The organism is Rhodococcus sp. 320_ES, assembly GCF_059691855.1.
In genome coordinates this window covers 157,501-181,565 of the sequence record NZ_JCAWAG010000007.1, presented here as the reverse complement: position 1 = coordinate 181,565, position 24,065 = coordinate 157,501, and the positions used below count along the sequence as shown (strand labels likewise).

26 protein-coding genes are annotated in these 24,065 nt (G+C 66.5%); 11 read left to right on the top strand and 15 right to left on the bottom strand.

Annotated features, from left to right (window positions below; translation table 11 throughout):
- The first annotated feature begins 32 nt into the window (after window positions 1-32).
- Genes AC59JP_RS22685 through AC59JP_RS22675 form a run of 3 tightly spaced genes read left to right on the top strand, consistent with a single transcriptional unit; the run spans window position 33 to window position 2,420 of the window.
- Window positions 33-1,094, top strand: coding sequence for an NAD-dependent epimerase/dehydratase family protein (locus AC59JP_RS22685; protein WP_497328109.1), 1,062 nt, complete (start codon window positions 33-35; stop codon window positions 1,092-1,094).
- A gap of 7 nt (window positions 1,095-1,101) precedes the next feature.
- On the top strand, window positions 1,102-1,755 hold the full coding sequence (locus AC59JP_RS22680) for a glycosyltransferase (protein WP_497328107.1): 654 nt from the start codon (window positions 1,102-1,104) through the stop codon (window positions 1,753-1,755).
- Window positions 1,752-2,420, top strand: coding sequence for a TIGR04282 family arsenosugar biosynthesis glycosyltransferase (locus tag AC59JP_RS22675; RefSeq protein WP_497328105.1), 669 nt, complete (start codon window positions 1,752-1,754; stop codon window positions 2,418-2,420). The genes AC59JP_RS22680 and AC59JP_RS22675 overlap by 4 nt, the downstream gene beginning before the upstream one ends.
- Here AC59JP_RS22675 and AC59JP_RS22670 read toward each other — a convergent pair.
- Window positions 2,408-3,040 (bottom strand): alpha/beta hydrolase family protein, encoded by a 633-nt coding sequence (locus tag AC59JP_RS22670; RefSeq protein ID WP_497328103.1) that lies wholly within the window; start codon window positions 3,038-3,040, stop codon window positions 2,408-2,410. The genes AC59JP_RS22675 and AC59JP_RS22670 overlap by 13 nt on opposite strands.
- 118 nt (window positions 3,041-3,158) lie before the next feature.
- On the opposite strand from AC59JP_RS22670, the gene AC59JP_RS22665 reads away from it, so the two are divergent.
- Window positions 3,159-3,995 carry a rhomboid-like protein gene (locus AC59JP_RS22665; RefSeq protein WP_497328101.1) on the top strand — a complete coding sequence of 279 codons (837 nt, stop codon included), beginning with the start codon at window positions 3,159-3,161 and terminating at the stop codon, window positions 3,993-3,995.
- On the opposite strand, the gene AC59JP_RS22660 is transcribed toward AC59JP_RS22665, so the two are convergent.
- Window positions 3,979-4,713: a hypothetical protein gene (locus AC59JP_RS22660; protein WP_497328099.1), complete on the bottom strand. Its 735-nt coding sequence runs from the start codon at window positions 4,711-4,713 to the stop codon at window positions 3,979-3,981. The two genes, AC59JP_RS22665 and AC59JP_RS22660, sit on opposite strands and share 17 nt — an antisense overlap.
- A gap of 168 nt (window positions 4,714-4,881) precedes the next feature.
- Here AC59JP_RS22660 and AC59JP_RS22655 point away from each other — a divergent pair, with 168 nt between their 5' ends.
- Window positions 4,882-5,406, top strand: coding sequence for a MarR family winged helix-turn-helix transcriptional regulator (locus AC59JP_RS22655; protein ID WP_497328097.1), 525 nt, complete (start codon window positions 4,882-4,884; stop codon window positions 5,404-5,406).
- 3 nt (window positions 5,407-5,409) lie between these two features.
- Here the strand turns inward: AC59JP_RS22655 and AC59JP_RS22650 are convergent, their stop codons facing one another.
- The 7 genes from AC59JP_RS22650 to AC59JP_RS22620 are packed head-to-tail and all read right to left on the bottom strand — an operon-like array spanning window position 5,410 to window position 14,430.
- Complete coding sequence (locus tag AC59JP_RS22650) at window positions 5,410-6,186, bottom strand: enoyl-CoA hydratase (protein ID WP_497328095.1); 777 nt, start codon at window positions 6,184-6,186, stop codon at window positions 5,410-5,412.
- The gene (mmsB, locus tag AC59JP_RS22645; protein WP_497328094.1) at window positions 6,183-7,067 is read right to left on the bottom strand and encodes a 3-hydroxyisobutyrate dehydrogenase; all 885 of its coding nucleotides are present in this window, start codon (window positions 7,065-7,067) and stop codon (window positions 6,183-6,185) included. Before mmsB ends, AC59JP_RS22650 begins: the two co-directional genes overlap by 4 nt.
- Entirely contained in the window at window positions 7,064-8,122 is a 1,059-nt protein-coding gene (locus tag AC59JP_RS22640; protein ID WP_497328093.1) for an enoyl-CoA hydratase/isomerase family protein, read from the bottom strand. The genes mmsB and AC59JP_RS22640 overlap by 4 nt, the downstream gene beginning before the upstream one ends.
- Window positions 8,119-9,258 carry an isobutyryl-CoA dehydrogenase gene (locus AC59JP_RS22635; RefSeq protein WP_497328177.1) on the bottom strand — a complete coding sequence of 380 codons (1,140 nt, stop codon included), beginning with the start codon at window positions 9,256-9,258 and terminating at the stop codon, window positions 8,119-8,121. Before AC59JP_RS22635 ends, AC59JP_RS22640 begins: the two co-directional genes overlap by 4 nt.
- A gap of 18 nt (window positions 9,259-9,276) precedes the next feature.
- Complete coding sequence (locus tag AC59JP_RS22630) at window positions 9,277-10,785, bottom strand: CoA-acylating methylmalonate-semialdehyde dehydrogenase (RefSeq protein WP_497328092.1); 1,509 nt, start codon at window positions 10,783-10,785, stop codon at window positions 9,277-9,279.
- 46 nt (window positions 10,786-10,831) lie between these two features.
- Window positions 10,832-11,587, bottom strand: coding sequence for an SWIM zinc finger family protein (locus AC59JP_RS22625; protein WP_497328091.1), 756 nt, complete (start codon window positions 11,585-11,587; stop codon window positions 10,832-10,834).
- Window positions 11,587-14,430, bottom strand: coding sequence for a DEAD/DEAH box helicase (locus AC59JP_RS22620; protein WP_497328090.1), 2,844 nt, complete (start codon window positions 14,428-14,430; stop codon window positions 11,587-11,589). Before AC59JP_RS22620 ends, AC59JP_RS22625 begins: the two co-directional genes overlap by 1 nt.
- Before the next feature lie 37 nt (window positions 14,431-14,467).
- On the opposite strand from AC59JP_RS22620, the gene AC59JP_RS22615 reads away from it, so the two are divergent.
- Genes AC59JP_RS22615 through AC59JP_RS22605 form a run of 3 tightly spaced genes read left to right on the top strand, consistent with a single transcriptional unit; the run spans window position 14,468 to window position 16,951 of the window.
- Window positions 14,468-15,370 (top strand): NADP-dependent oxidoreductase, encoded by a 903-nt coding sequence (locus AC59JP_RS22615; RefSeq protein ID WP_497328089.1) that lies wholly within the window; start codon window positions 14,468-14,470, stop codon window positions 15,368-15,370.
- A 40-nt stretch (window positions 15,371-15,410) separates the two neighbouring features.
- Window positions 15,411-16,127: an HNH endonuclease family protein gene (locus tag AC59JP_RS22610; protein ID WP_497328088.1), complete on the top strand. Its 717-nt coding sequence runs from the start codon at window positions 15,411-15,413 to the stop codon at window positions 16,125-16,127.
- 11 nt (window positions 16,128-16,138) lie between these two features.
- Window positions 16,139-16,951 (top strand): shikimate 5-dehydrogenase, encoded by an 813-nt coding sequence (locus AC59JP_RS22605; protein ID WP_497328087.1) that lies wholly within the window; start codon window positions 16,139-16,141, stop codon window positions 16,949-16,951.
- Here AC59JP_RS22605 and AC59JP_RS22600 read toward each other — a convergent pair.
- The 5 genes from AC59JP_RS22600 to AC59JP_RS22580 are packed head-to-tail and all read right to left on the bottom strand — an operon-like array spanning window position 16,948 to window position 21,581.
- Entirely contained in the window at window positions 16,948-17,880 is a 933-nt protein-coding gene (locus AC59JP_RS22600; protein ID WP_497328086.1) for a threonine/serine dehydratase, read from the bottom strand. The two genes, AC59JP_RS22605 and AC59JP_RS22600, sit on opposite strands and share 4 nt — an antisense overlap.
- Window positions 17,877-18,395: an O-acetyl-ADP-ribose deacetylase gene (locus AC59JP_RS22595; RefSeq protein ID WP_497328085.1), complete on the bottom strand. Its 519-nt coding sequence runs from the start codon at window positions 18,393-18,395 to the stop codon at window positions 17,877-17,879. Before AC59JP_RS22595 ends, AC59JP_RS22600 begins: the two co-directional genes overlap by 4 nt.
- Window positions 18,396-18,397: 2 nt before the next feature.
- Window positions 18,398-19,177 carry a glucosamine-6-phosphate deaminase gene (gene nagB, locus AC59JP_RS22590; protein WP_497328084.1) on the bottom strand — a complete coding sequence of 260 codons (780 nt, stop codon included), beginning with the start codon at window positions 19,175-19,177 and terminating at the stop codon, window positions 18,398-18,400.
- Window positions 19,177-20,340 (bottom strand): N-acetylglucosamine-6-phosphate deacetylase, encoded by a 1,164-nt coding sequence (locus tag AC59JP_RS22585; RefSeq protein ID WP_497328083.1) that lies wholly within the window; start codon window positions 20,338-20,340, stop codon window positions 19,177-19,179. The genes nagB and AC59JP_RS22585 overlap by 1 nt, the downstream gene beginning before the upstream one ends.
- Window positions 20,337-21,581: a PTS transporter subunit EIIC gene (locus AC59JP_RS22580; RefSeq protein ID WP_497328082.1), complete on the bottom strand. Its 1,245-nt coding sequence runs from the start codon at window positions 21,579-21,581 to the stop codon at window positions 20,337-20,339. Before AC59JP_RS22580 ends, AC59JP_RS22585 begins: the two co-directional genes overlap by 4 nt.
- 131 nt (window positions 21,582-21,712) lie before the next feature.
- Between AC59JP_RS22580 and AC59JP_RS22575 the strand changes: the two genes are divergently transcribed.
- On the top strand, window positions 21,713-21,943 hold the full coding sequence (locus tag AC59JP_RS22575) for a PTS sugar transporter subunit IIB (RefSeq protein WP_497328081.1): 231 nt from the start codon (window positions 21,713-21,715) through the stop codon (window positions 21,941-21,943).
- A complete protein-coding gene (locus AC59JP_RS22570) occupies window positions 21,940-22,467 on the top strand; it encodes a PTS sugar transporter subunit IIA (protein WP_497328080.1) in 528 nt (175 codons plus the stop codon). The genes AC59JP_RS22575 and AC59JP_RS22570 overlap by 4 nt, the downstream gene beginning before the upstream one ends.
- Here AC59JP_RS22570 and AC59JP_RS22565 read toward each other — a convergent pair.
- Entirely contained in the window at window positions 22,464-23,207 is a 744-nt protein-coding gene (locus AC59JP_RS22565) for a GntR family transcriptional regulator (protein ID WP_497328175.1), read from the bottom strand. The two genes, AC59JP_RS22570 and AC59JP_RS22565, sit on opposite strands and share 4 nt — an antisense overlap.
- 97 nt (window positions 23,208-23,304) lie before the next feature.
- Here AC59JP_RS22565 and AC59JP_RS22560 point away from each other — a divergent pair, with 97 nt between their 5' ends.
- Window positions 23,305-24,057 (top strand): class I SAM-dependent methyltransferase, encoded by a 753-nt coding sequence (locus tag AC59JP_RS22560; RefSeq protein ID WP_497328079.1) that lies wholly within the window; start codon window positions 23,305-23,307, stop codon window positions 24,055-24,057.
- The last annotated feature ends 8 nt before the right edge of the window (window positions 24,058-24,065 follow it).

The window sequence follows — 24,065 nt, the reverse complement described above, 5'->3', positions numbered from 1 at the left end:
GTACCGACCGAGGAAATGACGAGGAGAGCGAAGTGCGTGTACTTCTGACCGGTGCAGCGGGTTTCATCGGCGGGCACATCGCCGAGGCGTTGCGCATCGACGGTCACGACGTGGTCGCGTCCGACGCATTCCTCGCCTCCGCGCACGGAGAGTCCCCCGAACCCGTCGACGGTATCTCCCGCCTGGACGTTCGTTCACCGGCCGACTTGTCGACGGCCATGGCCGGGGTCGACGTGGTCTGTCACCAAGCGGCCGTGGTCGGTGCCGGTGTGAGCATGGCCGACGCCCCCGCGTACGCCAGTCACAACGATTTCGGGACGTCCGTCCTGCTGGCTGCCATGGCGGAAACCGGGTGCAGCAGACTCGTTCTCGCATCGTCCATGGTCGTCTACGGGGAAGGTCACTATCGGTGCGAGACGCACGGCGCCGTCCGGCCGCTCCCCCGACGCACCGAGGACCTCGAGAACGGGATGTTCGACAACCGCTGCCCCATCGGCGACGAGCCGCTGGTGTGGGATGTCGTGCACGAGAACGCGCCATTGGAACCGCGGAGCCTCTACGCCGCGAGCAAGACGGCGCAGGAACACTTCGCGCTGGCGTTCTCCCTGGCGACCGGCAGTTCGGTGACGGCGCTGCGCTACCACAACGTCTACGGCGACCACATGCCGCGCGACACCCCGTATTCCGGTGTGGCAGCGATGTTTCGGTCGTCACTCGAAGCCGGGCAACCGCCGCGGGTCTACGAGGACGGGACGCAGATGCGAGACTTCGTCGACGTCCGTGACGTAGCGGCGGCCAATCTCGCCGCGGTCAACATCGGTCTGTCCGGCTTCACTCCCCTGAACGTGTGTTCGGGCCACCCGATTTCGATCGGCGAGGTCGCGTCCATCCTCGCCGAAGCGCAGTCGCATGCAATCGAACCGGTCGTCACCGGGCAATTCCGTCCGGGCGACGTGCGGCACATCGTGGCCAGCGGGGATCGCGCCGAGAAGCTTCTCGGGTTCAAGGCGTCGGTGCACCCCGAAGACGGTCTCGTGCGCTTCGCCTCGGCACCTCTGCGCGACGCCGCCTCCGCCGGCCCGCCGACGGTGTGAGACGGACATGACCGATCCCATTGCGACAGTCGTGATTCCGTGCCTGAACGAGGCCGGCTCGTTGCCGGGCGTGTTGGCCGCGATGCCGCCGGGGTTCACCGCGCTCGTCGTCGACAACAACTCCACGGACGGAACCGCCGACGTGGCCCGCGCACACGGCGCCCGCGTCGTCCACGAACGCGTCCCGGGATACGGGTCGGCGGTGCACGCCGGGGTGGTGGCTGCCGAGACCGACATCGTGTGTGTGCTCGACGGTGACGGATCCATGGATCCGGCCGAGTTGGTCTCCATGGTGGGCGCCCTGGCCGACGCCGATCTCGTGGTCGGTCGCCGACGGGCCGTGCGTGCGAGCGGGTGGCCGTGGCACGCCCGCATCGGCAACTCGATTCTGGCTGCGCGCCTGCGGCAGCGCCTCGACATCGACGTCCACGACATCGGTCCGGTGCGTGCGTTCCGACGGACGCAGCTGCTCGATCTGGGTGTGAGCGACCGCCGCTCGGGTTACCCGCTGCAGTTGCTCGTCCTCGCTGCGCGCGCGAAGTGGCGAATCGTCGAGCGCGACATCACCTATCGGCCCCGCACCGCCGGCAAATCGAAGGTCTCCGGGTCGGTCAAGGGCAGTGCGATCGCGATCTGGGACTTCTGGAAGGCGATACCGTGACCGATCCGGCTGTGACCCTCCTGGTGGTGGCGAAGGCGCCGGTACCGGGACTGGCGAAGACTCGCCTGATGAAGACGATGACCGCGGACCAGGCGGCGGGGATCGCTGCTGCCGCACTGCTCGACACTCTCGATGCGGTGGCCCGCACCCCCGCACGCCGCCGCGTGGTGGCCATGACGGGTCGGGTGGCCGACGCGGCCCGCAGCGACGAGGTGCGAGAAGCGCTGTCGCATTTCACCGTTGTCGAGCAGCGGGGCGACGACTTCGCAACACGCCTCGTGAACGCGCACCACGACGCCTTCGACGGGGACCCCATCGTCCAGATCGGCATGGACACTCCTCAGGTGACGCCCGCTCTGCTCACGTCGGTGTGCAGTTCACTGCTGCGTACCCCCGACCACTGTGTTCTCGGACCTGCACTCGACGGCGGGTGGTGGGTGCTCGGTGTACCGAACCCGACGTGGGTGATTCCCGTCGGGTCGGTGCCGATGTCGCAGTCGAACACCGGTGACCTCACCCGGTCGGCGATCGAGAAGGCCGGTGGCCGTGTCGAACTGGTCGATGCGCTGCTCGACGCGGACGAGCTCGAGGACCTGCAGACGGTGGCCGATCTGTGCGCGTCGGGCAGCAATTTCGCGCGAGCCGTGGCGGATCAGAGCAGGTAGTCCACCACGGCGTCGGCGGCAAGTGTTCCGGTCGGCTTCTTGGCGGGCGCGAGATCGTGGCCGGCGCCCGCAATGTTCACCACGTGCACCTGCGACGGAACGTCGGTGACCGCCTCCGCCAGCTCGTCGTCGGTGGCGAACGGGTCGCTGCTTCCGTGGACGAATACGACCGGGGTTCGCAACTGCGGAAAGTGCTCGGTGCGCATCTTCTCCGGCTTGCCCGGCGGATGTAGCGGATAGGACAGCAACAGCAGGCCGTCGGCAATGTCCGGGTTCTCCGCCGCCACCATCGACGCCTGACGGCCGCCGTAGGACTGACCGCCGACGACCAGTGGCACGTCGCCGGCCAGCGACCGCAGCGCCGACGCCGCGGCCACGATGCCCGCACGATCGCCGGCCGCCCCGGACGGGGAGGGCGGACCCTTCGGACGTCGCTGCCGAAACGGCAGATCGATCCGGGCCACCAGCAGTCCGCGCGCCGTCAGCGCGTCGGAGACGGCCAACAGGATCTTCGATTCGCGGTTGCCGCCCGCTCCGTGGGCGAGCAACACTGCCGCACGGACGGCGTCGGCTGGGCGATCGAGCGAACCCACGACCCCCTCGGCCTCGAATGACTCCATGACGGTGACGGTACCGTCCGCCGGCTCCCAGCAACCTCACAGCTCGGGAATGGCGGACGCACCGGTGAGGTTGCATATTCTCGAGCTCGGGTAACTACTTTTCGTGAAGGGCATCGATGTGACCGCTGTGACCGACGTGCCGGCACGTGCGCCGCGCACGGCGCCGGCGTGGACACTTCGCCGTATCGGATCGGCTCTGTGGTCAGTTCGGGTCACGACGATCTACGCGTGCCTGATCATCGCCGCGTCGATCGGGTTGTCGCAGCTGTCCGACTCCGCACAGGATCGCTTTCTGTTGCTCGCCAGCACGAACCTGCACAATCTCCTGCACGGCCACGTCGGAACGCTCGTCGTCAGCGCGTTCGTCACCGACGGCGGCGCCACCTGGCTCTGGCTTCCCGGCCTCGTCTGTCTTCTCGCGGTGGCGGAGATCGTGTGGCGCAGCCGCAAGCTGTTCGCGTTGTTCGCTCTCGGGCACGTCGGCGCGACGCTGCTGGTGGCAACGGGCCTGTTCTTCGCAGTACGGCACGGCGCCGTCCCGATCAGCGTGGTCCGCGCGGAGGACGTCGGCGTCAGTTATGGCGCCGCGGCCGTCATCGGCGCGCTGACCTGGGCGCTACCGACGACGTACCGGGCTCCCTGGGCCTCGATGTGGTTCGCGGTCACCGGCGTCGCCGTCGTGATCGAGCACGACTTCACCGCCGTCGGCCACCTGACAGCCGTCACCATCGGGATGCTGGCCGCGTACCGATGGATCCGGCCGTCCAACGCAGTTCCTCGTGAGTACAACAAGACCGCCCTGCGCACCCTCCTCGCCGTCGGCACGGTGTTCGCGCTCGCCGAGGTCGGGTGGCAGGACTACTGGTGGACGGTCCCGTTGGTCGCCGCAGCCGCCGCGATGACCGCGTACAAGCTGACCTCACACAAACCGGCGCCGGTCACCCGACCTGCGTGAGCCCGATGGTCGGCAGGAACGCGCAGGTCTGTCCGTCGTGAGTGACCTGGCCGAACACCGCAGCAAGCACCGTTCCTGATCCGGTCTCGACCGGCGCGAGCCGCACGCCGGCACTCGGAATCGCGTTTACGACGGGGGCCAGGATGCTTTCGGCGATCGCCTTGAACTGGTCGGGCACACGGCTCAACAGGGTGCCCATGAGCGTCTCTCCGAGGCCGCCCATCTCGGCGAATCCACCCTGGAACGTGTTGACGTTGAACCAGGCCACCTGCATCCCCGTCTTGTCGGCGGCGTCGTTCACGACACCGGCCGGCACGAACGCGAAGAGGGTCTCACCCTTGCCGACGAGGTTCGTGTCGACTCCCGGAACCGTGGGCAGGCCCGGAATGGCGTACGGCCCGGGCGCTGCTCCGGCGACCGCGGGCACGATTCCCAGCGGCGTTCCGGGAACGGCGGAGCAGTTGAGTGCGCCGGTCGGGTAGAAGAACGGCGTCAACCCGAGTCCTTCGAGAGCTTGGTTCGCCGTGCCGATCAGGCTCGCGAGATCGGCGGGTCCGGCAACGTCCGTCGCTGTTCCCGCGGCGGCGATCGCCTGCTGCGCGGCTGCGGCCGCGCCGGTGGCGACGGGGGCGGCAGAGGCCGTGGTGGGAACGGCGAGTGCCGCGGATGCGACGGCGAGAACCGCGACCGTTCGGCGGAGCGATCGTTGGTGGCGCATGGAAGGACTCCCTCGGTGAAACGGACAGAGATGGTGTGCACAGCGAGTGGAACACGGGATTTCGGCGTCGTAGCCGTTTGAGACGGTACTGATACCAAAGTGATAGATGTTGCTGATGGGGTTGATGGTTCGGTGCGAACAGGGTAGTGGCCGTGAAATGATCAAAGCATGGCGTCCGCACCGAAGCTCCCGCTCGATCCGATCGAGGAAGCTCACCGACAGTGGACGAAACACGGGTGGAAGAAGGCCGCCGACGGTATGGCTGCCGTCACCTCGATCATGCGTGTGCAGCAGATCATGATGTCGCGCGTCGAGGAGGTCCTGAAACCGACCGGCTTGACCTTCGCTCGATACGAGCTGCTCACCCTCCTGACCTTCACCAAGAACGGGTCGTTGCCGATGGCGAAAGCCAGTGCGCGCCTGCAGGTTCACCCGACCAGCGTCACCAACGCCGTCGACCGGCTCGAGGCAGCGTCCCTCGTCCGCCGCGTTCCGCACCCGACGGATCGACGCACTACGTTGGTCGAGATCACCGACGAGGGACGCGCACTGGCCATCTCGGCGACGAAGGAGCTCAACGATCGAGTGTTCGCCCAGCCCGGAATTGCCGACAAGGATCTGAGCCCCCTGGTCCGCATCCTCGCCCGAACTCGCCGCGAGGCCGGGGACTTCGACGAAGGCGGTTCCTGGTGAACCTCAGCGGTTCTCGAACGTCGGCGACCGCTTCTCGATGAAGGCGGTCATTCCCTCGCTCTGATCGTCCGTGGCGAAGGTCGAGTGGAAAACCCTGCGCTCGAACCGAACTCCCTCGGCCAAGGTGGTGTCGAACGAACGATTCACCGCCTCTTTCACCATCATCGCGACCGGCAACGATTTCTCGGCAATGGTGGCGGCCACCGACATCGCCTCGTCGAGCAGCTCCGCCGCCGGCACGATGCGCGACACCAGCCCGGCTCGCTCGGCTTCCTCGGCATCCATCTTGCGCCCGGTCAGGCACATCTCCATCGCCTTGGACTTGCCGACCGACCGCGTGAGGCGCTGCGAGCCACCGATTCCGGGAATGACGCCGAGTGCGATCTCGGGTTGACCGAACTGCGCGGTGTCCGCGGCGAGGATGAAGTCGCACATCATCGCCAGTTCGCACCCGCCGCCCAGCGCGTACCCGGCCACGGCGGCGATCGTGGGAGTTCGCACGGCGGCGAAGGAATCCCAGTCGGCGAAGAAGTCGTCGAGGTACGCGTCCATGTACGTCTTGGACTGCATTTCCTTGATGTCCGCTCCGGCGGCGAAGGCGCGATCCGACCCGGTGATCACGATGGCACCGATGCCTCGATCCCGGTCGAAAGTGCGAGCGGCGGAGACGACCTCCTCCATCAGCTGCGAATTGAGCGCGTTCAGCGCCTTCGGCCGATTCAGCGTGATCAACCCGACCCGCCCGCGGGTCTCGGTCAGGATGGTCTGGTAGTCGCTCACGCGGATCGCTCCCTGATGGCGTTGACGATGGCGGAGAAGTCCTGCCCACCGGACTCTTCAGCGAACTTCTCGTAGATCGACGTGGCGAGCAGACCCAGTTCGCCCTCGACTCCGTTGGCACGCAACGCATTCGCTGCGAGACCGAGATCCTTCGTCATCAACGCAGCCGAGAAGCCCGGCTTGTAGTCGTTGTTGGCCGGGCTCGTCGGTACGGGACCGGGCACCGGACAATTGGTGGTCAAGGCCCAGCACTGCCCCGACGCCGTGGACGCGACGTCGAAGAGAGCCTGATTGGTCAGCCCCAGCTTCTCACCGAGCACGAATGCCTCGCTGACCGCGATCATCGAGATGCCGAGAATCATGTTGTTGCAGACCTTGGCCGCCTGCCCGTTTCCCGCTGCGCCGCAGTGCACGACTTTGCGCCCCATGACCTCGAGAAGCGGAAGGGCCCGGGCGAAGTCGTCCTCCGTGCCGCCGACCATGAAGGTCAGCGTTCCCGCGGTGGCGCCGCCGACTCCGCCCGAGACCGGCGCGTCGAGCGCGGCGAAACCGGCGGCAACCGCGGATGCGCCCGCCTGCCGGGCATCTGCCACGTCGATCGTCGACGAATCGACGAACAGGGTGCCCGGTGCGGCCGCTTCGAGCACCTCGTCGTAGACCCCGAGAACGAGGCGCCCGTTCGGCAGCATCGTGATCACGACATCCGCGTCCGACGCTGCATCGGAGGCCGACGAGGCGAGACGCACCCCGTCTTTCTCCGCCTGCTCGAGCGATGCGGGCACCAGGTCGAACCCGTGCACGTCGTACCCCGCGGAGACGAGGTTGGCGGCCATCGGACCACCCATGTGTCCGAGGCCGATGAATCCGATGGTCGTGGTCACGACGATCCTTTCTGTGGGTCCAGCTCGGGAAGATTCAGTTCGTTGTCGCCGAGCGAGCCGAAGAACCGGTCGACGTCCGCCGTCGTCACGTCCGCCAGGGTCGCGGGAGTCCACGACGGCGACCGGTCCTTGTCGATGACCTGCGCTCGAATACCTTCGACGAGATCGGGAGAAGTCAGGCACGACACGGAGATTCGGTACTCGTGCTCGAGCACCTCCTCCAACGACGCTGCGCGTTCCGCCAGCCGAATCGACCGGAGCGTGACGGCCACCGACGTGGGCGACTTGCTCTCGATAGCGTCGGCAGCAGCGACGGCCGCGTCGATTCCGCTCTCGCGCAGACGGTCGACGATGACGCTCGCGTCGTCGCCGCCGTAGAGTTCGTCGATCCAGTCACGCTGTGCCATCAACTCGGACTCACCCGGTGGCTGCGCGAACCCACCCACCGCATCCTCCACGGTTCCAGCGCGCAGGGTCTTCTCGAAGTCTTCGAGCGAGTCCGACGGCACCAGGTGGTCGGCGAATCCGGCGGCGATCGCGTCGGCGGCCGACATCCGCGCCGTCGTGAGCGCCACGTGAACACCGGTCTGGCCGGGGCTGCGGGCGAGCAGCCAGGTACCACCGACGTCGGGGACGAAACCGATTCCCACTTCGGGCATTCCGACCTTGGAGCGCTCGGTGACGATGCGGACCGACGCATGTGCCGCGATGCCCACTCCCCCGCCCATCACGATGCCGTCCATGATCGCCACGAACGGCTTCGAGTAGCGGCCGATTCGCGAGTTCATCACGTACTCGTCGCGCCAGAAGTCGGCGCTGGCCGTGCCACCGGATCGCGCGTCCTCGTAGATGGAGACGATGTCGCCGCCTGCGCACAGACCCCGATCACCGGCGCCCTTCAGCAGCACCACGCGCACTTGCGGATCCGACGCCCAGGAGATCAGCTGGGCGTCGATCTCACGAACCATCTCGTGGTCGAGCGCGTTGATTGCCTTGGGCCGGTTCAGAAGGATGGTGCCGACGCCGTCCGAGACGTCGAAAACTACATCCGTCATGCTGCTCCCACGACCGAACGTCCGATGACGACGCGCATGATTTCGTTCGTCCCTTCCAGAATTTGGTGCACCCGAAGGTCGCGCACGATCTTCTCGATGCCGTACTCGGCAAGATAGCCGTATCCGCCGAGCATCTGCAGTGAATCGTTGGCCACCGCGAAACAGGTATCGGTGACGAACCGTTTCGCCATCGCGCACAGTTCCACCTTGTCGGGCGAATTCGCCTGCAACGCATGAGCTGCGCGGAGAAGCAACGTGCGAGACGCCTCGAGATCGGTGCGCATGTCGGCGAGCCGGAACTGCAGCGCCTGTTTCTCCTGCAGCGCCCCGCCGAACGCCCGACGGTCCGCCAGGTAGGCGACAGCCGTGTCGAATGCGGACTGCGCGCCGCCGAGAGAGCACGCGGCGATATTTATGCGTCCACCGTTGAGACCGTTCATGGCGATGCGAAAACCGTCGCCCTCGGCTCCGAGCATGTCGGCGGCGGGAACGCGCACGTCCTCGAACACGACCTGCCGGGTGGGCTGAGCGTTCCAGCCCATCTTCTTCTCGTTGGCGCCGAACGACAGTCCCGCGGAGTCCTTTCCGACGATGAAGGCGCTCACCCCGCGTGCCCCGTTCGCGCTGGTGCGTGCCATGACGACGTAGACGTCGGAGGTGCCGGCGCCGGAGATGAACTGCTTGACCCCGTTCAGGACATAGTCGTCCCCGTCGCGAACCGCACGCGTGGACAACGCGGCGGCGTCCGACCCCGCTCCCGGCTCGGTGAGGCAGTAACTGCCCAGGTGATCCATCGAACAGAGAGCGGGAACCCACCTGGTGCGCTGTTCGTCGGTGCCGTAGGAGTCGATCATCCACGTCACCATGTTGTGAATGGAGATGTACGCAGCGATCGACGGGTCACCGATCGCGAGTTGCTCGAAGATCCTGACCGCGTCCACTCGCGTCAGCCCGGAGCCGCCCACGTCCTCCCTGGTGTAGATGCCGCCCATTCCCAGAGCCGCGGCCTTGCGAAGAACGTCGACCGGGAAATGTTTGTCCTGGTCCCATTCGATCGCATGCGGCGCGAGGTACTCCGCGGCGAATTCGCGGGCGGTGTCACTGATCGCCCGCTCGTCACCGGAGAGCTCGAAGATGTTGCTCGACATACGCGATCAGTCCATCGTCGGGATGACGAAATGATTCTCGGCCACGGCTTCCTTGGCGCCGCTGGGCCAGCGCGAGGTCACCGTCTTGGTCTTGGTGTAGAACCGCACCGAGTCCGGGCCGTGCTGATTCAGATCGCCGAATCCGGAACGCTTCCAACCACCGAAGGTGTGGTACGCGATCGGAACGGGAATCGGCACGTTGACGCCGACCATACCGACGTTGACGCGGGCCGTGAAGTCACGGGCGGTGTCGCCGTCGCGGGTGAAGATGGCAACACCGTTGCCGTACTCGTGATCCGACGGAAGCCGCAGCGCCTCTTCGTAATCGGCGGCGCGGACCATCTGCAGCACGGGTCCGAAGATCTCTTCCTTGTAGATGCGCATGTCGGGGGTGACCCGGTCGAACAGCGACGGCCCGGCGAAGAACCCGCTCTCGTGACCCTCCAACGAGAAACCGCGGCCGTCGACGGCCAGATCGGCTCCCTCGTCCACACCGATCTGCACATATTCGTTGACGCGGTCCAGCGCGGCCTGCGTGACGACGGGCCCGTAGTCCACGCCCTCGTCGTCGCTGCGACCGACCTTCAACTTCTCCATACGCTCGATCAGCTTGGCGCGCAACGCCTCTGCGGTTTCCTCACCCACCGGCACTGCGACGGAGATGGCCATGCAGCGCTCGCCGGCGGATCCGTAACCTGCGCCGATGAGGGCGTCGGCGGCGCCGTCGAGGTCGGCGTCGGGCATCACGATCGCGTGGTTCTTGGCGCCGCCGAAGCACTGAGCGCGTTTGCCGTGCTGGGCGGCCGTCTCGTAGATGTACTGGGCGATGGGCGTGGAGCCGACGAAGCCGATCGCCTTGATCCGGTCGTCGGTGAGCAGCACGTCGACGGCGGTCTTGTCGCCGTTGACGACGTTGAACACGCCGGGCGGCAGCCCCGCCTCGAGGAAGAGCTCCGCGATGCGCAGCGGCACCGACGGGTCACGCTCGGACGGCTTGAGGATGAACGCGTTGCCGCACGCCAGCGCGGGTGCGGCTTTCCACAGCGGAATCATGGCGGGGAAGTTGAACGGGGTGATCCCGGCGACGACGCCGAGGGGCTGACGCATCGAGTAGACATCGATACCGCCGCCGGCACTCTCGGTGTACTCGCCTTTGAGCAGGTGCGGAATGCCGGTGGCGAACTCGACGACCTCGAGGCCGCGCTGGATGTCGCCCTTGGCGTCGGCGATGGTCTTGCCGTGCTCGGAGGACAGCAGACGGGCGAGCGACTCCATGTCCGCGTTGATCAGTTGCAGGAACTTCATCAGCACACGGGCCCGCTTCTGCGGATTCTGCATGGCCCATTCGCGCTGGGCGTCCTCGGCGTTCGCGATGGCGGCCTCGGTCTCGGCCTTGTCGGCCAACGGAACTCGGGCCTGCACGGCTCCGGTGTTGGGATCGAACACGTCGGCGAAGTTGCCGGACGAACCGGGGATGTGCTTGCCGCCGACGAAGTGGGTCAGTTCACGAGTCATGCGGTCATCCTATAGTTGGACGTCCGAGCATGTCTAGGACCAGCCCTCACTTCATCCGTCGGTACAGGTCGTCCAGGTCGGCCATGGCCTTCGCGTTCTCGGACTCGTCCACGTCCGCCGTTCGCAGGGCCTGGCGCAGGCAGGACCGGTCCAGGTCGGCGGGTGCAGCGGCGTACACGGGCGTGGGCAACTCGGGAAACTCGACCTCGTCGCCGAAGTGGTCGTCCGCGCTCACCCGCGTCGTCGTCGACTCGATACCGGTGATCAACGAGTCGAGTTCGACGCCGCGCAGAATCAAGATCTTGTCGGCGCTGACGTCGATCTCTTCGGCAGCGAGATACGTCAGCGCGGCGGCGTGCTTGCATGGCCACCCTGCATCCGGGCACGTGCACTCGAAGTCGAGTTCGGACGCGCTGGTCGGCAACAATCGCGGACCGAGCGCCGTGGGGATGGATCCCGACGCCAGCTCGGCCAGCATTCCCGGCGTCTGCCTGATCTCGGCCAGCAGCTCGTCGGTGGCGAACGTATCGAGCGGCCGCACGGACACCACCGCGGAGAACGGGTCGAGCTGACTTCCCTGGACGTCGCCGACGATGAGCCCCCGGCGAATTTCGAGCGACAGTACCGCCTTGCCGCGCGCATACGTTCGGCCACGGGCGAGTCGGCCGGCATCGGCCAGCTCCTCCATGGTCTGCACGAATTGCTTGCCCCACCACGAACGACCGAAAGCTCCTCGCGTGGTGCGTGATTCGATACCGCCGGCAACGAGGCGACGCTTTCCGTACTGGCTGAAATCGACCATCAGTCCCCCACCGCATCTCGGGACAGGCTCATGAGGTCGCGCAACTCGGCGGTGGACATCTCGGTCACCCAGCTCTCGCCGGACCCCACCGCGAGGTCGGCCAGATCCTTCTTCGTCGTCAACATCGCATCGATGCGCTCCTCGACCGTGCCGACGCACAGCAACTTGCGCACCTGCACGTTCTTGCGCTGGCCGATGCGGAACGCACGGTCCGTCGCCTGATTCTCCACAGCCGGGTTCCACCACCGGTCGAGATGGACGACGTGGTTGGCCGCGGTCAGATTGAGTCCCGTGCCGCCGGCCTTGAGCGAGAGCGCCATGATGGGCGGGCCGTCGTCGGACTGGAATGCCTGGACCATCTCGTCGCGCTTCTTCTTCGACACCCCGCCGTGCAGAAACGGAACTTCCCGACCGAAGCGGTCGGAGAAGTGTGGGGCCACGATGTCACCGAACTCGCGAAACTGGGTGAACAGCAACGCTTTCTCACCGTCACCGAGCACCGACTCGAGAATGTCCTCGACGAGCGCGAGCTTGCCCGACCGGTGCTGCCCACGCTTGAGAACCGACGAGCCGTCACCGAGGAAGTGCGCCGGATGATTGCAGATCTGTTTGAGCCGCGTCAGCGTTGCGAGGACGGCCCCCTTGCGCGCCATACCCTCGGATTCGGCGATCTGGCGCATCATCTCGTCGACCACCGCCTGGTACAGCGACGCCTGCTCGGCCGTGAGATTGCTGCGGACGGTCATCTCGAACTTGTCGGGCAGATCGGCGATCACGCTCTTGTCGGTCTTGACCCGGCGCAACACGAACGGCGATGTGAGCGAGCGCAATCGAGCCACGGCGGTCTCGTCCTTCTCCCGCTCGATCGGTATCGCGAACCGCGCGCGGAAGCCCGACGGCGACCCCAACAAGTCCTTGTTGGTGAAGTTCAGGATGGACCGCAGCTCGTCGAGCCGGTTCTCGACCGGTGTCCCGGTGAGAGCCAGCCGGTGATCGGCAGGGATGGCGCTCGCGGCCTTGGACTGACGGGTCGTGTGGTTCTTGATGTGCTGCGCTTCGTCCAGCACCACCCGCCGCCACGTCTGGTTCTGCAACTGCTCGACGTCGCGCGCGAGCAGCGCGTAGGTGGTCACCACCAGATCGCTGGAGACCACCGCGCGGGTCAGCGCCTCGTCGCGCAACCGGTCGGCGCCGTGGTGAACGTGTACCTTCAGGTCGGGTACGAACTTCGCGGCCTCGCGCTGCCAGTTGCCGACGACGGACATGGGCGACACGAGCAGTGTCGGGATCACCGCCCGTTCGTGGGCGAGAAGCGCCAGCACCTGAATCGTCTTGCCCAGACCCATGTCGTCGGCCAGTACGGCACCGAGTCCGAGAGAACTCATGAACGCCAACCAGTCCAGTCCCCGCTGCTGGTACGGGCGGAGCGTCGCTTTCAGCGACTCCGGCACCGGAATCGGTTCCGGCGTGCGGTCCGGATCCAGCAGCGCCGCAGCCCATCCGGTTGCGTCGACCTGCTCGATGGGGACCGGTACCGAGCTCGACAGCTGATCGAGCAACGACTTCAGCGACTCCGATTGGGACGGCCCCTGATCGGTGATGAACTTGATGGCCTTGGCCAGTGTTGCCGCGTCCGCCTGCACCCATTGCCCGCGCATGCGCACGAGACCGGACTTGGCGTCGATGAGCCGCGACATCTCGACTTCGGTGAGCACCATGTCGCCGAGCGCGAGTTGCCAATCGTAGGAGACGATCTCGTTCATACCGACGGCGCGATCCTCGGTGGCCGGCGCCGGCGGAGATTCGACCTTCAGCCGGAGCGACGGGTCGAGCTTGCTCCACGCGCGCGGGAGCAGAACGGTGATCCCCTTCTCGCGCAACGCGGTTGCGCCGTGCTGCACCAGATCGATCACCACGTCGGTGGGGAGAAGGAGGTCGAGCGTATCGGGGTCGGACGGTACGTCGCGCAGACGTGGGTAGGCCGTGAATGCCTCCCCGAGCTTGCGCACCCCGATCCGCAGAAACGCCGGGTCCGTCGTTCCGGCCGGCCTCCGGCCTTCCCGCAGTGATCCGCGCACCGGAACCGGCTGCGGCGCTTCGCCATCCGGTCTCAGCAGAACCTCGAGGCGCCACAACGCGTCGGGCTCGGACTCGGTATCGGCACTTTCCGGCAGGTCCTCCGGCTCGAGCAACCGCAGTACCAGATCCGGCTCGTCTCCCTGCAGACTGGCGCGCCACTTCGCCAGCAGCGCTTCGGATCTGGCCGTCCCGTCCACGTACGGCTCGCCGTCCATAAGCGACTCCAGCAAGGGGTGCGTGACCTCGGGCCGCCCCACGATGCGCCGCACCAGTGGATCGGTGAGTTCGCCGACCATGTCGTCGAGAACCGCCTTCGGCCCGCCGCTCTCGAAGGTCTGCACCGGCGGCATGACGGCGATCAGCTCTGCCATCCACGCGCGCTGGGACTCTCCTCCCACCAGCTCCCACCTGGTCCACCACTGATTCTCCGCCCGGTGCTGCTGCGGAACCACTCGACCCGCACGCACCCATCGCTGCAGACCGGCGACCACGACGCCCAGGAAGCGGAGGTCACCGGACAATCGGGGATGTCGACGCGGAACCTTGAGCAGCACCTCGACCGCCTCCGGCGGAGCGAGTCCGATGGCGGGCATCGCGACGGACAAGGTTCCCGGCGGCGACGGCAACGTGACGCGAGGGCGGTGCCGGAACTTGCGCGTCATCATCTTGGCGAGGACGGGTGGCAGCTCGTCGTCCTCCGAGTCGACGCTCTCGTCGTCCCACAGCATGAGGCCCGCACCTGGAGTCCAGAGCCCGTGCAGCATGAAACCATCCAACCACCGGGGTCCGACACCTGGCAGGATGGCCGCCGTGCCCTTGGCGTACTGCTTCACCGCTTACGGCGGCCCCGAGACGCAGGTTCTGCTCGATCTCCCCACTCCGCAGCCAGGCCCCGGTCAGCTGCTGGTCGAGGTGCGCGCGGCGGGCGTGGATCCGGCCGACTGGAAGGTCCGATCCGGGCTGCGCACAGCAACCGTGCCGGTGACCTTTCCCGCGGTTCTGGGCCGGGAGGTGGCCGGAACCGTCGTCGCCGCCGGAGAGGGCGTCAGCGGGTTCACGCCGGGCGACGCCGTGTTCGGGGCCGCGCAGGGCGGGTACGCCGAATTCACGCTCGTCGACGCCGAGTCGGCCGCGCACAAGCCGGACGGCGTGTCCTTCGCCGACGCCTCGACACTCCCCGTTGCGGCCGGGACCGCGTACGACGCGATGGATCAGATGAGTGTCGGGGCCGACACCACTCTGGTCGTGATCGGGGCCGGCGGGGGTGTGGGCACCGCTGCGCTCCAAATCGCACAGGGCCGAGCTGCGCGGGTGCTGGGCATCGCAAGCAAATCGAAAGCCGACGTGGTCCGCGGTCTCGGCGCAACCTGGCTCGACCGCGGCACCGTTCCGTCCGAACGAGTCGACGCGATCCTCGACCTGGTCGGCGGCGACACGCTGCGCTCGGTGGCGAGCACTCTCGCTCCGGGTGGCCGGTTGATCAGCGTCGCGGACCCGTCGACCGCGTCGGCGCTCGGCGGCGCGGGAGTGACGCGGCGACGTACCGGCGAGGCCTTCGCTGCTCTCGCTCGTCTCGTCGAATCGGGCGATCTCGATCCTCGGGTCGGTCTTCGGTTCCCGCTCGACCGTGCGGGTGAGGCCCTCGCCGCCGTCGAGGCAGGTCACGCGACCGGGAAAGTGGTCATCGAACTCGGCTGTGGATAACCGTCGGCACTCTGTCGGTGCGGCCGGGCACACTGCACGGGTGACCCGACGCCGACTGCTCCTCGTCCTCGCCGCCGGCGTCGTCTCGTTGTTCGCCGTCGTCACGGGCTGCGACTCGGTTCCCGGGTTCACCGCGGCCGCCCCGGCTCCGGGAAGTCCCACTCGGGCGCAGCTGGAGACGTTGCTCGCCGGTGTTGCGACCGCCCCATCCCGTCCCGACGTCCCCGGGTACGAGCGCAGCTGCAAGGTCGGCGACGGCTGCGTGTTCGGCCCGGCGTGGACCGACGACTACGACGGACCCGGTGGGCACGACGGGTGCGGAACACGGGACAACGTCCTGCAGGTCGCCTTGACGAACGTCGAGTTCAAGCCGGGCACCAACAATTGCGTGGTCGTCGCGGGTTCTTTGGCCGATCCGTACACGGGCACCACGATCGCGTTCACCAAGCAGAACGCGGGCGAGATACAGATCGATCACGTCTACCCGCTGTCCGCGGCCTGGGACATGGGCGCGTCGCTGTGGCCGATCGAGCGACGCATCCAGTTCGCGAACGACGTGACCTACGAGTTGATAGCCGTCGACGGCGAAGAGAACCAGTCCAAGAGCGACAAGACGCCGTCCGACTGGATGCCGCCGAACGAGGCGTACCACTGCTTCTACGCAGGCCGCTATCTCACCGTCGCCGCCCAGTACGGCCTTCCGATCACCGCTGCCGACCGCGAGACGCTCACCGATGTCGCCCAAGGATGCGGCTAGTCTGTGCGGTCATGACACGCATGTTGAACCGCGACACCCAGCTCTGCATGTCGTTGTCCGGACGTCCGAGCAACATCGGGACGCGATTCCACAACTACCTGTACGACGAGCTCGATCTGAACTTCGTCTACAAGGCCTTCACGACCACCGACCTCGCCTCGGCGATCGGGGGCATCCGGGCACTCGGAATTCGAGGGTGCGGAGTCTCGATGCCGTTCAAGGAGGCGTGCATCGAGTTCGTGGACGTCATGCACGATTCGGCGTCGGCCATCGAGTCGGTCAACACGATCGTCAACGAGGGCGGAGAGTTGCACGCCTACAACACCGACTACCAGGCGGTGGCCGATCTTGTTGCGGGAGCGGGCTACGGGACGGACTGGTCCGTCGCCGTCACCGGCAGCGGCGGGATGGCGAAGGCGGTCGTGGCGGCGCTTCGGGACAGCGGACTCGTCGACGGCACCCTCGTTGCGCGCAACACCACCGCCGGTCCGGCGCTCGCAGAGCAGTACGGCTACCGATGGGTTCCGGAGCCGGTGGGAGCCGACCTGCTGGTGAACGTGACACCAGTCGGCATGGCGGGAGGGCCGGACGCCGACGCGTCGCCCTTCACTTCCGAGCAGATCAGCAAGGCACGGGCCGTGTTCGACGTGGTGGCGATGCCGTCGGAAACACCGTTGATCGTGGCTGCCCGTGCTGCGGGCAAACCTGTGGTGACGGGTGCGCAGGTGATCGCGTTGCAGGCGGCAGAGCAATTCGCGCTCTACACCGGAGTGCGGCCGACCGACGAGCAGATCGCGCGTGCGTCGGAGTTCTCCCGGGCCTAGGCTTTTTGGCGTCCGACGGTGGTCACGTCGGTGTTGGCGCCGCACACGATCACGGCCACCCGTTCACCGTCGCTCGGCACGTAGGCCCCCGACAGCAGTCCCGCCAGCGCGGTGGCCGCACCGTGTTCCGCGGCGATCCGGAATTCGCTCCACAGGTGATTGCGGGCGTCGACGATATCGGCATCGTCGACGAGAACGCTGACCGGCGGCGTGGCCGTCGCGATCTCGAAAGCCAACGCTCCGACGCGACGAGCACCGAGCGAGTCCGCGGCGATCCCCGACACGGGCACGTCAACCGGGGTTCGCGCGGCGAGAGCCGAGTGCAACGTCGGAACGGTCCGCGGTTCGACCGCGACGATCCGGGCGCGACCGGTGGCCGACGCCGCGACACCGGCGTAGAGGCCGCCGCCCCCGACGGACAGGACGATCGTGTCGACGTCGGGATCGTCGGCGAGGATTTCCTCGGCGATCGTGCCGGCGCCGGCCGCCACCTCGATCTGGTCGTAGGGATGACACATCACGGCGCCGGTTCGCGTCGCGAAAGTCGTTGCGGCGTCGAATGCCTCGGCGAACTCCGACCCGACCTGATGCACGATCGCGCCGTACGCGTGCAATCGTTCGACCTTGGTGGCCGGGGCGGTCTCCGGGACGAACACGGTGCACGGGACACCCACGGTTCTCGCCGCGTAGGCGTTCGCCAGACCGGCGTTGCCTCCCGACGCGGCCACCACGCCGACGGCCGGGTCCAGCTCACCCCGATCGTGCGCCGTCAGAACACGATTGAAGGCGCCGCGCGCTTTGAACGAGCCGGTGTGCTGCAAGTATTCGCACTTGAGAACGAGATTCGGCGACACCTCGATCGAGGGCGTTCTGCGCACGAAGCCGTGGACACGGTCGGCAGCCTGAACGACGTCGTCCCGACCGATCACGCGCTCTCCGCCAGCCGCACACGCAGCAGCTCGGCAACCTCGCTGTCGAAGGCCACCATGGTCACCGTGGTGACGTGGGTGACGGCCGACCCGATCGCGGTGATGGCCTGGTCGACGGCGTCCTTCTTCGGCCATCCGTAGACGCCGGCCGAGATGAGAGGGAACGCCACGTGATGGGCGCCCAGAATGTCGGCGGCGGCCAGCGACGCGATGTACGCGGAACGCAGGGTCTCCGATCTGTCCTCCGATTCCGAGTACACCGGTCCGACGGTGTGAATCACCCAGCGAGACGGCATGTTTCCCGCCGTCGTCGACACGGCCTGCCCGGCCGGCAACCCGTTCGGGTAGGTCGACGTCCGCAGTTTGCGGCACTCGGCCAGAATCTCCGGTCCTCCGGCGCGGTGGATGGCACCGTCGACGCCGCCGCCACCGAGCAGCTCGGAGTTCGCTGCGTTCACGATGGCGTCGACGTCGAGAGTGGTGATGTCCCCTTCGACGATCTCGATAGCGGTCATGGCTACAGAGATTGCCACGCCGGCTTGTTCGCAAACGCATACCGGTAGTAGTCCGCGAGTGCGAGCCGCGACGCCGCGGCGTCGTCGAGTACGACGCTGACGTGCTGGTGCCACTGGATCACCGAGGCCGGGCAGAAGGCCGACAGCGGACCCTCCACCGCCGCGGCGACAGCATCTGCTTTCGACTCGCCGGTGGCGATCAGTACGAGGTGTCGCGCCTCGGAAATGGTGCCGAGACCCTGCGTCAACACGTGGTGCGGCACGTCGTCGGGTGTGTCGAAGAAGCGCGCGTTGTCGGTTCGGGTCTGCTCGGTGAGCGTCTTGACCCTGGTGCGCGACTGCAACGACGAACCCGGTTCGTTGAACCCGATGTGCCCGTCCGTGCCGATGCCGAGCAACTGCACGTCGACGCCCCCGGCCTCGGCGATGGCGCGGTCGTACCGACGGGCCTCCGCGGCGATGTCCGACGCCTCGCCGTCGGGACTCGCGACAACGGCGGGATCGAGATCGACATGGTCGACGAATTCCGTCCTGATGAACGAGAAGTACGACTGTTCTCGTTCCTTGGGTAGCCCGACGTACTCGTCGAGCAGGAATGCACGCGCGCCGGTGAAGGACAGGCCTTCCTCGCGGTGTCGTCGTGCCAGTTCGCGGTAGCACCCGACCGGACTCGAACCGGTGGCGAGCCCGAGAACACAGGGCCCGGACCGCACCGCCCGTTCGACGACGTCGGCGACCACCGAGTTCACCTCGGAGGCACTGGGCAGAATCACGATTTCCATCAGCGAACTCCCGTCACCCAATCACCGCCGCGCATCACGCGCACCGGTCGTAGATCGGCATCGGTCACGACGAGGTCGGCGCGCGCACCGACTTCGATGCGGCCGACGTCGTCGATACCCAACAGTGCGGCGGGAGTGCGGGATCCGGCCTGAACCGCATCCCGGAGTCCGATGCCCGCGTGGACCACAGCTCTCCGCACGATCGCGAGAACGTTCGACGTCCCGCCCGCGATGGCGTGCGAGCCTTCCGCAAGGCGCGCCGTCCCGTCCGTCACCTGCACATCCAGCGCACCCAACCGGTATCGGCCGTCGGCCATCCCGGCCGCGGCCATCGCGTCGCTCACGAACGCGATGCGGTCGGGTCCGACCAGATCGAACACGGTGCGCACCGTCTCGTCCGCGAGATGTACACCGTCGCCGATCAATTCGAGGACGGTTCTGCCTGCGCCGGCCGCGGCCAGGCATGCTCCCGCAGGCCCCGGCGCTCGATGATGGAACTGCGGCATCCCGTTGAACAGGTGCGTCGCACTGGTACGGCCGTCGATGGACTCGAAGGCACGACGCACGAGAGCCGCGTCGCCGTCGGTGTGCCCGAGGCTGACGACCACACCGGCACCGAGCATCACCTCCACCAACTCGTCGAACCGTGCGGTCTCGGGTGCCACCGTCATGGACCTGATCGATCCTCGGCCGGCGTCGATCAGTTCCTTCAGCAAGCCCGGGTCTCCGTCGACGATGGAAGCCGGATCCTGTGCGCCACAGCAGGCGGCCGAGATGAACGGTCCCTCCAGATGGACGCCGGCGATCTCGCCGGCCTCGTACAGACCGGCCAGCAGCTCGGTTCGATCGAGAAGACGCTCGGCCGGAGCCGATACCAATGACGCCAGCATCGTCGTGGTGCCCTGCCGGCGATGGTGGAGCACAGCTTCCATCACCGAGTCCGAATCGGGGAAGCTCGAACCGCCGCCGCCGTGACAGTGCACGTCGACCAAACCGGGCAGAATCGTCGAGTCCGGTTGCGCCGCACGATCGGACGGTACAGCAGGGTCGGACGGCACCGCGTGGCGCACGGCGGTGATCACGCCGTCATCAGCGGTGACCACGCCGTCGTCGACGACGCCGCCCGGTGTGACGACCCTCCCACGCAGGAACTGTTCTGTCACTTGACTTCTGCGGCGTCCGGGACCACGTCGTCCTCGCGGCCGGGGGTGCGCAGGTTCCACTTCTTGATGACGAAGCTGAACAGGAAGTAGTAGATCAGCGCGTAGACGAGGCCGATGGGGATCAGCATCCATGCCTTCGTGGCGATTCCGTAGTTGAGCAGGTAGTCGATGCCTCCCGCGGAGAAGGTGAAGCCGTCGTGAATGCCTAGTGCATTGCACAGCGCCATCGACGTTCCCGTGAGGAACGCGTGAATGATGTACAGCGGCCAGGCGATGAACATGAACGAGTACTCGAGAGGCTCGGTGATACCGGTGACGAACGCAGTGAGGCCGGTCGACAACATGATTCCGCCCACCAATTTCTTCTGTGACGGCTTCGCGTTGCGGTAGATCGCGAACGCCGCCGCCGGGAGCGCGAACATCAGGATCGGGAAGAAGCCGGTCATGAAGACACCCGCGGTCGGGTCGCCTGCGAAGAATCGGTTCAGATCGCCGCGCACGATCTGACCGCTTGCATCCTGGTAGTCACCGACGAGGAACCACACGACGGAGTTCAGAATGTGGTGCAGGCCGGCGGGAATGAGCATGCGGTTGGCGAATCCATAGATGCCGCTGCCGACGACGCTGTGTTCGGCGACGGTGTTACCGACCCAGTTCAGGGCACTGTAGAAGAGGGGGTAGATGAACGACATCAGTACCGCGACAACGAGTCCCGTCACAGCGGTGAGGATCGGAACCAGGCGGCGCCCGCTGAAGAACCCGAGGTAGTCCGGAAGCTTCTGGCGGTAGAAGCGTTGCCAGAGAATCGCCGACAGCAGGCCGATCACGATGCCCGAGAGAACACCGAAGTCGATCATCGCCTGAGCACCCTTGGCATCGGTCTTGCCGGCCAGCACAACCGGCGACATCGCCTTGAAGACTCCGTCCATCACCATGTAGCCGACCACAGCAGCCAGAGCGGTGGACCCGTCGGACTTCTTCGCCCAGCCGATGGCGATTCCGACCGCGAAGATGAGCGGCAGCCAGGTGAACACGGACTGCCCGGCCGCCGAGATCACGGTGGCCGCGGTTTTCAGCGGATCGAAGCGTCCGAGCAGGTCGTCCTGGCCGAGGCGCAGCAGGATGCCTGCGGCCGGCAGGACAGCGATGGGGAGCATCAGACTGCGACCGAAGCGCTGCAGATTGGCCAGCGACCTGGACTCTTTCTTGCCGTCCTCCGTCGAGGTTGTTTCCACTGCCATGGTGATTCCTTCCGGTGTTGTGGACCGCAGAGCCAGGGGGTACTGTCCGGTCATAACCAGTTAGAGTTTGACCAGGTCCAGCCGTGATGTCAACCTCGTGATGTGACCCGGACGACAACCAAGGAGAATCGATGTCCAAAGCCGAAGCCATCGTCGCCGGACTCGGCGGCGCCGAGAACATCGTCGAAATCGAAGCCTGCATCACCCGGTTGCGCACCGAGGTGAAGGACGGATCACTGGTCGACGAGTCAGCCCTCAAGAAGGCCGGCGCGCACGGTGTGTTTCAGAAGGGCGCAGCGGTGCAGGTGATCGTCGGACCGGAAGCCGACACCCTCGCCGAGGACATCGAGGACATTCTGTGAAACCGGCCGACCTCCGGTCTTCCCGAGCGAATCCGGCCGACCTCCGATCCTCCGGGACCACGAGCGTTCTCACCCCCATCCGGGGCCACGTGATCGCGCTCGCCGACGTCCCGGATCCGGTGTTCGCCGGTCAGATGGTCGGAGCCGGCGTCGCGATCGCACCGGCACCCGCGGACGGACGCATCGAGGTCCGCTCCCCCGTGGCGGGAAGGATCCTGAAACTGCATCCCCATGCATTCGTCGTGTTCACGCCGGACAAAGCGGGTGTCCTGGTTCACATCGGGATCGACACCGTGCAGATGAAGGGCGAAGGATTCGAACTTGTTGCCGCAGAGGGTGATCGCGTAGAAGCCGGGGACATCGTGGTGTCCTACGATCCGGCCGCCATCGCCGCGGCGGGATACTCCGACGTCTGCCCCGTCGTCGTGATGGATTCCAAGCCCGATTCCATTGCCGTCCCGTCCGTCGACTCGGACGTCGAACCGGGTGATCCGCTTTTCGACCTGCCCGGGAAAAACACCTAGCGCGCCGAGTTCCGCCGCTGCCCTTGCACTTCCATCGAAAGCTGGTACCGATCACACCGGTACCAGCTCTCGGTGTGTTCGAGGGGTTCGTCGCCGCAGAAGGACACTCGGTCGAAATACAGCACCGGCGCACCACGTTTGGTGCCGAGAAGGGTCGCCGTGTCGTTGTCCGCGGCCGTCGCGCTCACGGTCTGCTCCGCGCGGTCGATCGTGAGTCCGTACTGCGTTGCGATCGACTGGTACACCGATGCGCTCAGATCCAGATCGATCAGACCGGGTAGCGCCGTCGCGCTGTACCACCCGTCGTCGACACTGACCGGTTCGCCGTCCGCGAGACGCAACCGCTTGATGTGATAAGCCTTCTCTCCGTTGCGAAGTCGCAATGCGCGCGTCGTCGCAGCCGACGGGTCCTCGAGTCGAGCGAACAGCACCACCGTCGTCGGCGTCAGGCCCTGATTGCGCATCTCCTCCGAGAACGACGCAAGGTGCAGCCTCGACTGGACCGGCCGACTGGCCACGAACGTGCCTTTGCCGCGGACTCGGACGAGGTGACCTTCGTTGACGAGCTGACCGATGGCCTCACGCACGGTGATGCGGCTGACCCCGTAGTCCTCCATCAGCTTTCGCTCGCTGGGCATCAGGTCACCCGCTTGCAGCTCCTTGGTGCACCGGTGCAACAGAATCGCGCGCAGCTGTTCGTGCTTCGGGACGGCGGTGTCTCGAAGGTGTACGGGCATCACCACGGTCAGAGGCCTTTCGAGCAGGTAAGGACTGGTCCGGTCCAATGGCAGAATACGTCATCGGGGCCACTTTCGGCCGAAGTTGTACCGTCGACGGATGTCGAACGAACGCGCACTCAGTTTCGGTCGGGTCGCCGACGAATACGACCGCTGGCGGCCGAGCTATCCCGACGATCTGATCTCCGACATCGTTGCCGAGGGCACCCGTGTTCTCGAGGCGGGCGCCGGCACCGGCAAGTCGACCGCTGCTCTGGTTCGGGCCGGAGCATCGGTGCTCGCCGTGGAGCCCGATCCGCAGATGTCCGCACTCATCAGATCTCGCTGCGCAGGAGGCGATGTCGAGGTGCAGACCTCGACCTTCGAGAACTGCATCGTGCCGGAGAGCACGTTCGACGTCGTGTCGGCCGCCCAGAGTTGGCACTGGGTCGACCCCGTTCGCGGCGCTGCCGTTGCCGCCCGAGCACTGCGACCGGGCGGGAAGCTCTGCGTGTTCGGCAACCGCCTGCGAGACATCGACGGTCCCGTGTGGGCTGCGGTCAACGACGTGTACGCCCGATACGCACCCGATCTGGACCGACGCGTGGAGATCGAACTCCACGCGAAGTTCGAGCAGCAACTGGAACGAGCAGAGGGCTTCTCGCCGTGGACCGTGACGACGTACGACTGGACCGCCCACTACGACCCCGACAGCTTCGCGGGCCTGCTCGGCACGTTCTCGAACCACATCGCGCTGCCTGCGGACACACGCGAGCCGCTTCTCCGCGCCGTACGTGCTGCGGTTGCCGATTCCGATGCGGGGCAGATCGACTACCACTACATGACGGTTCTGGCCACGGCATACGTCGAGTGAGTCGGTGA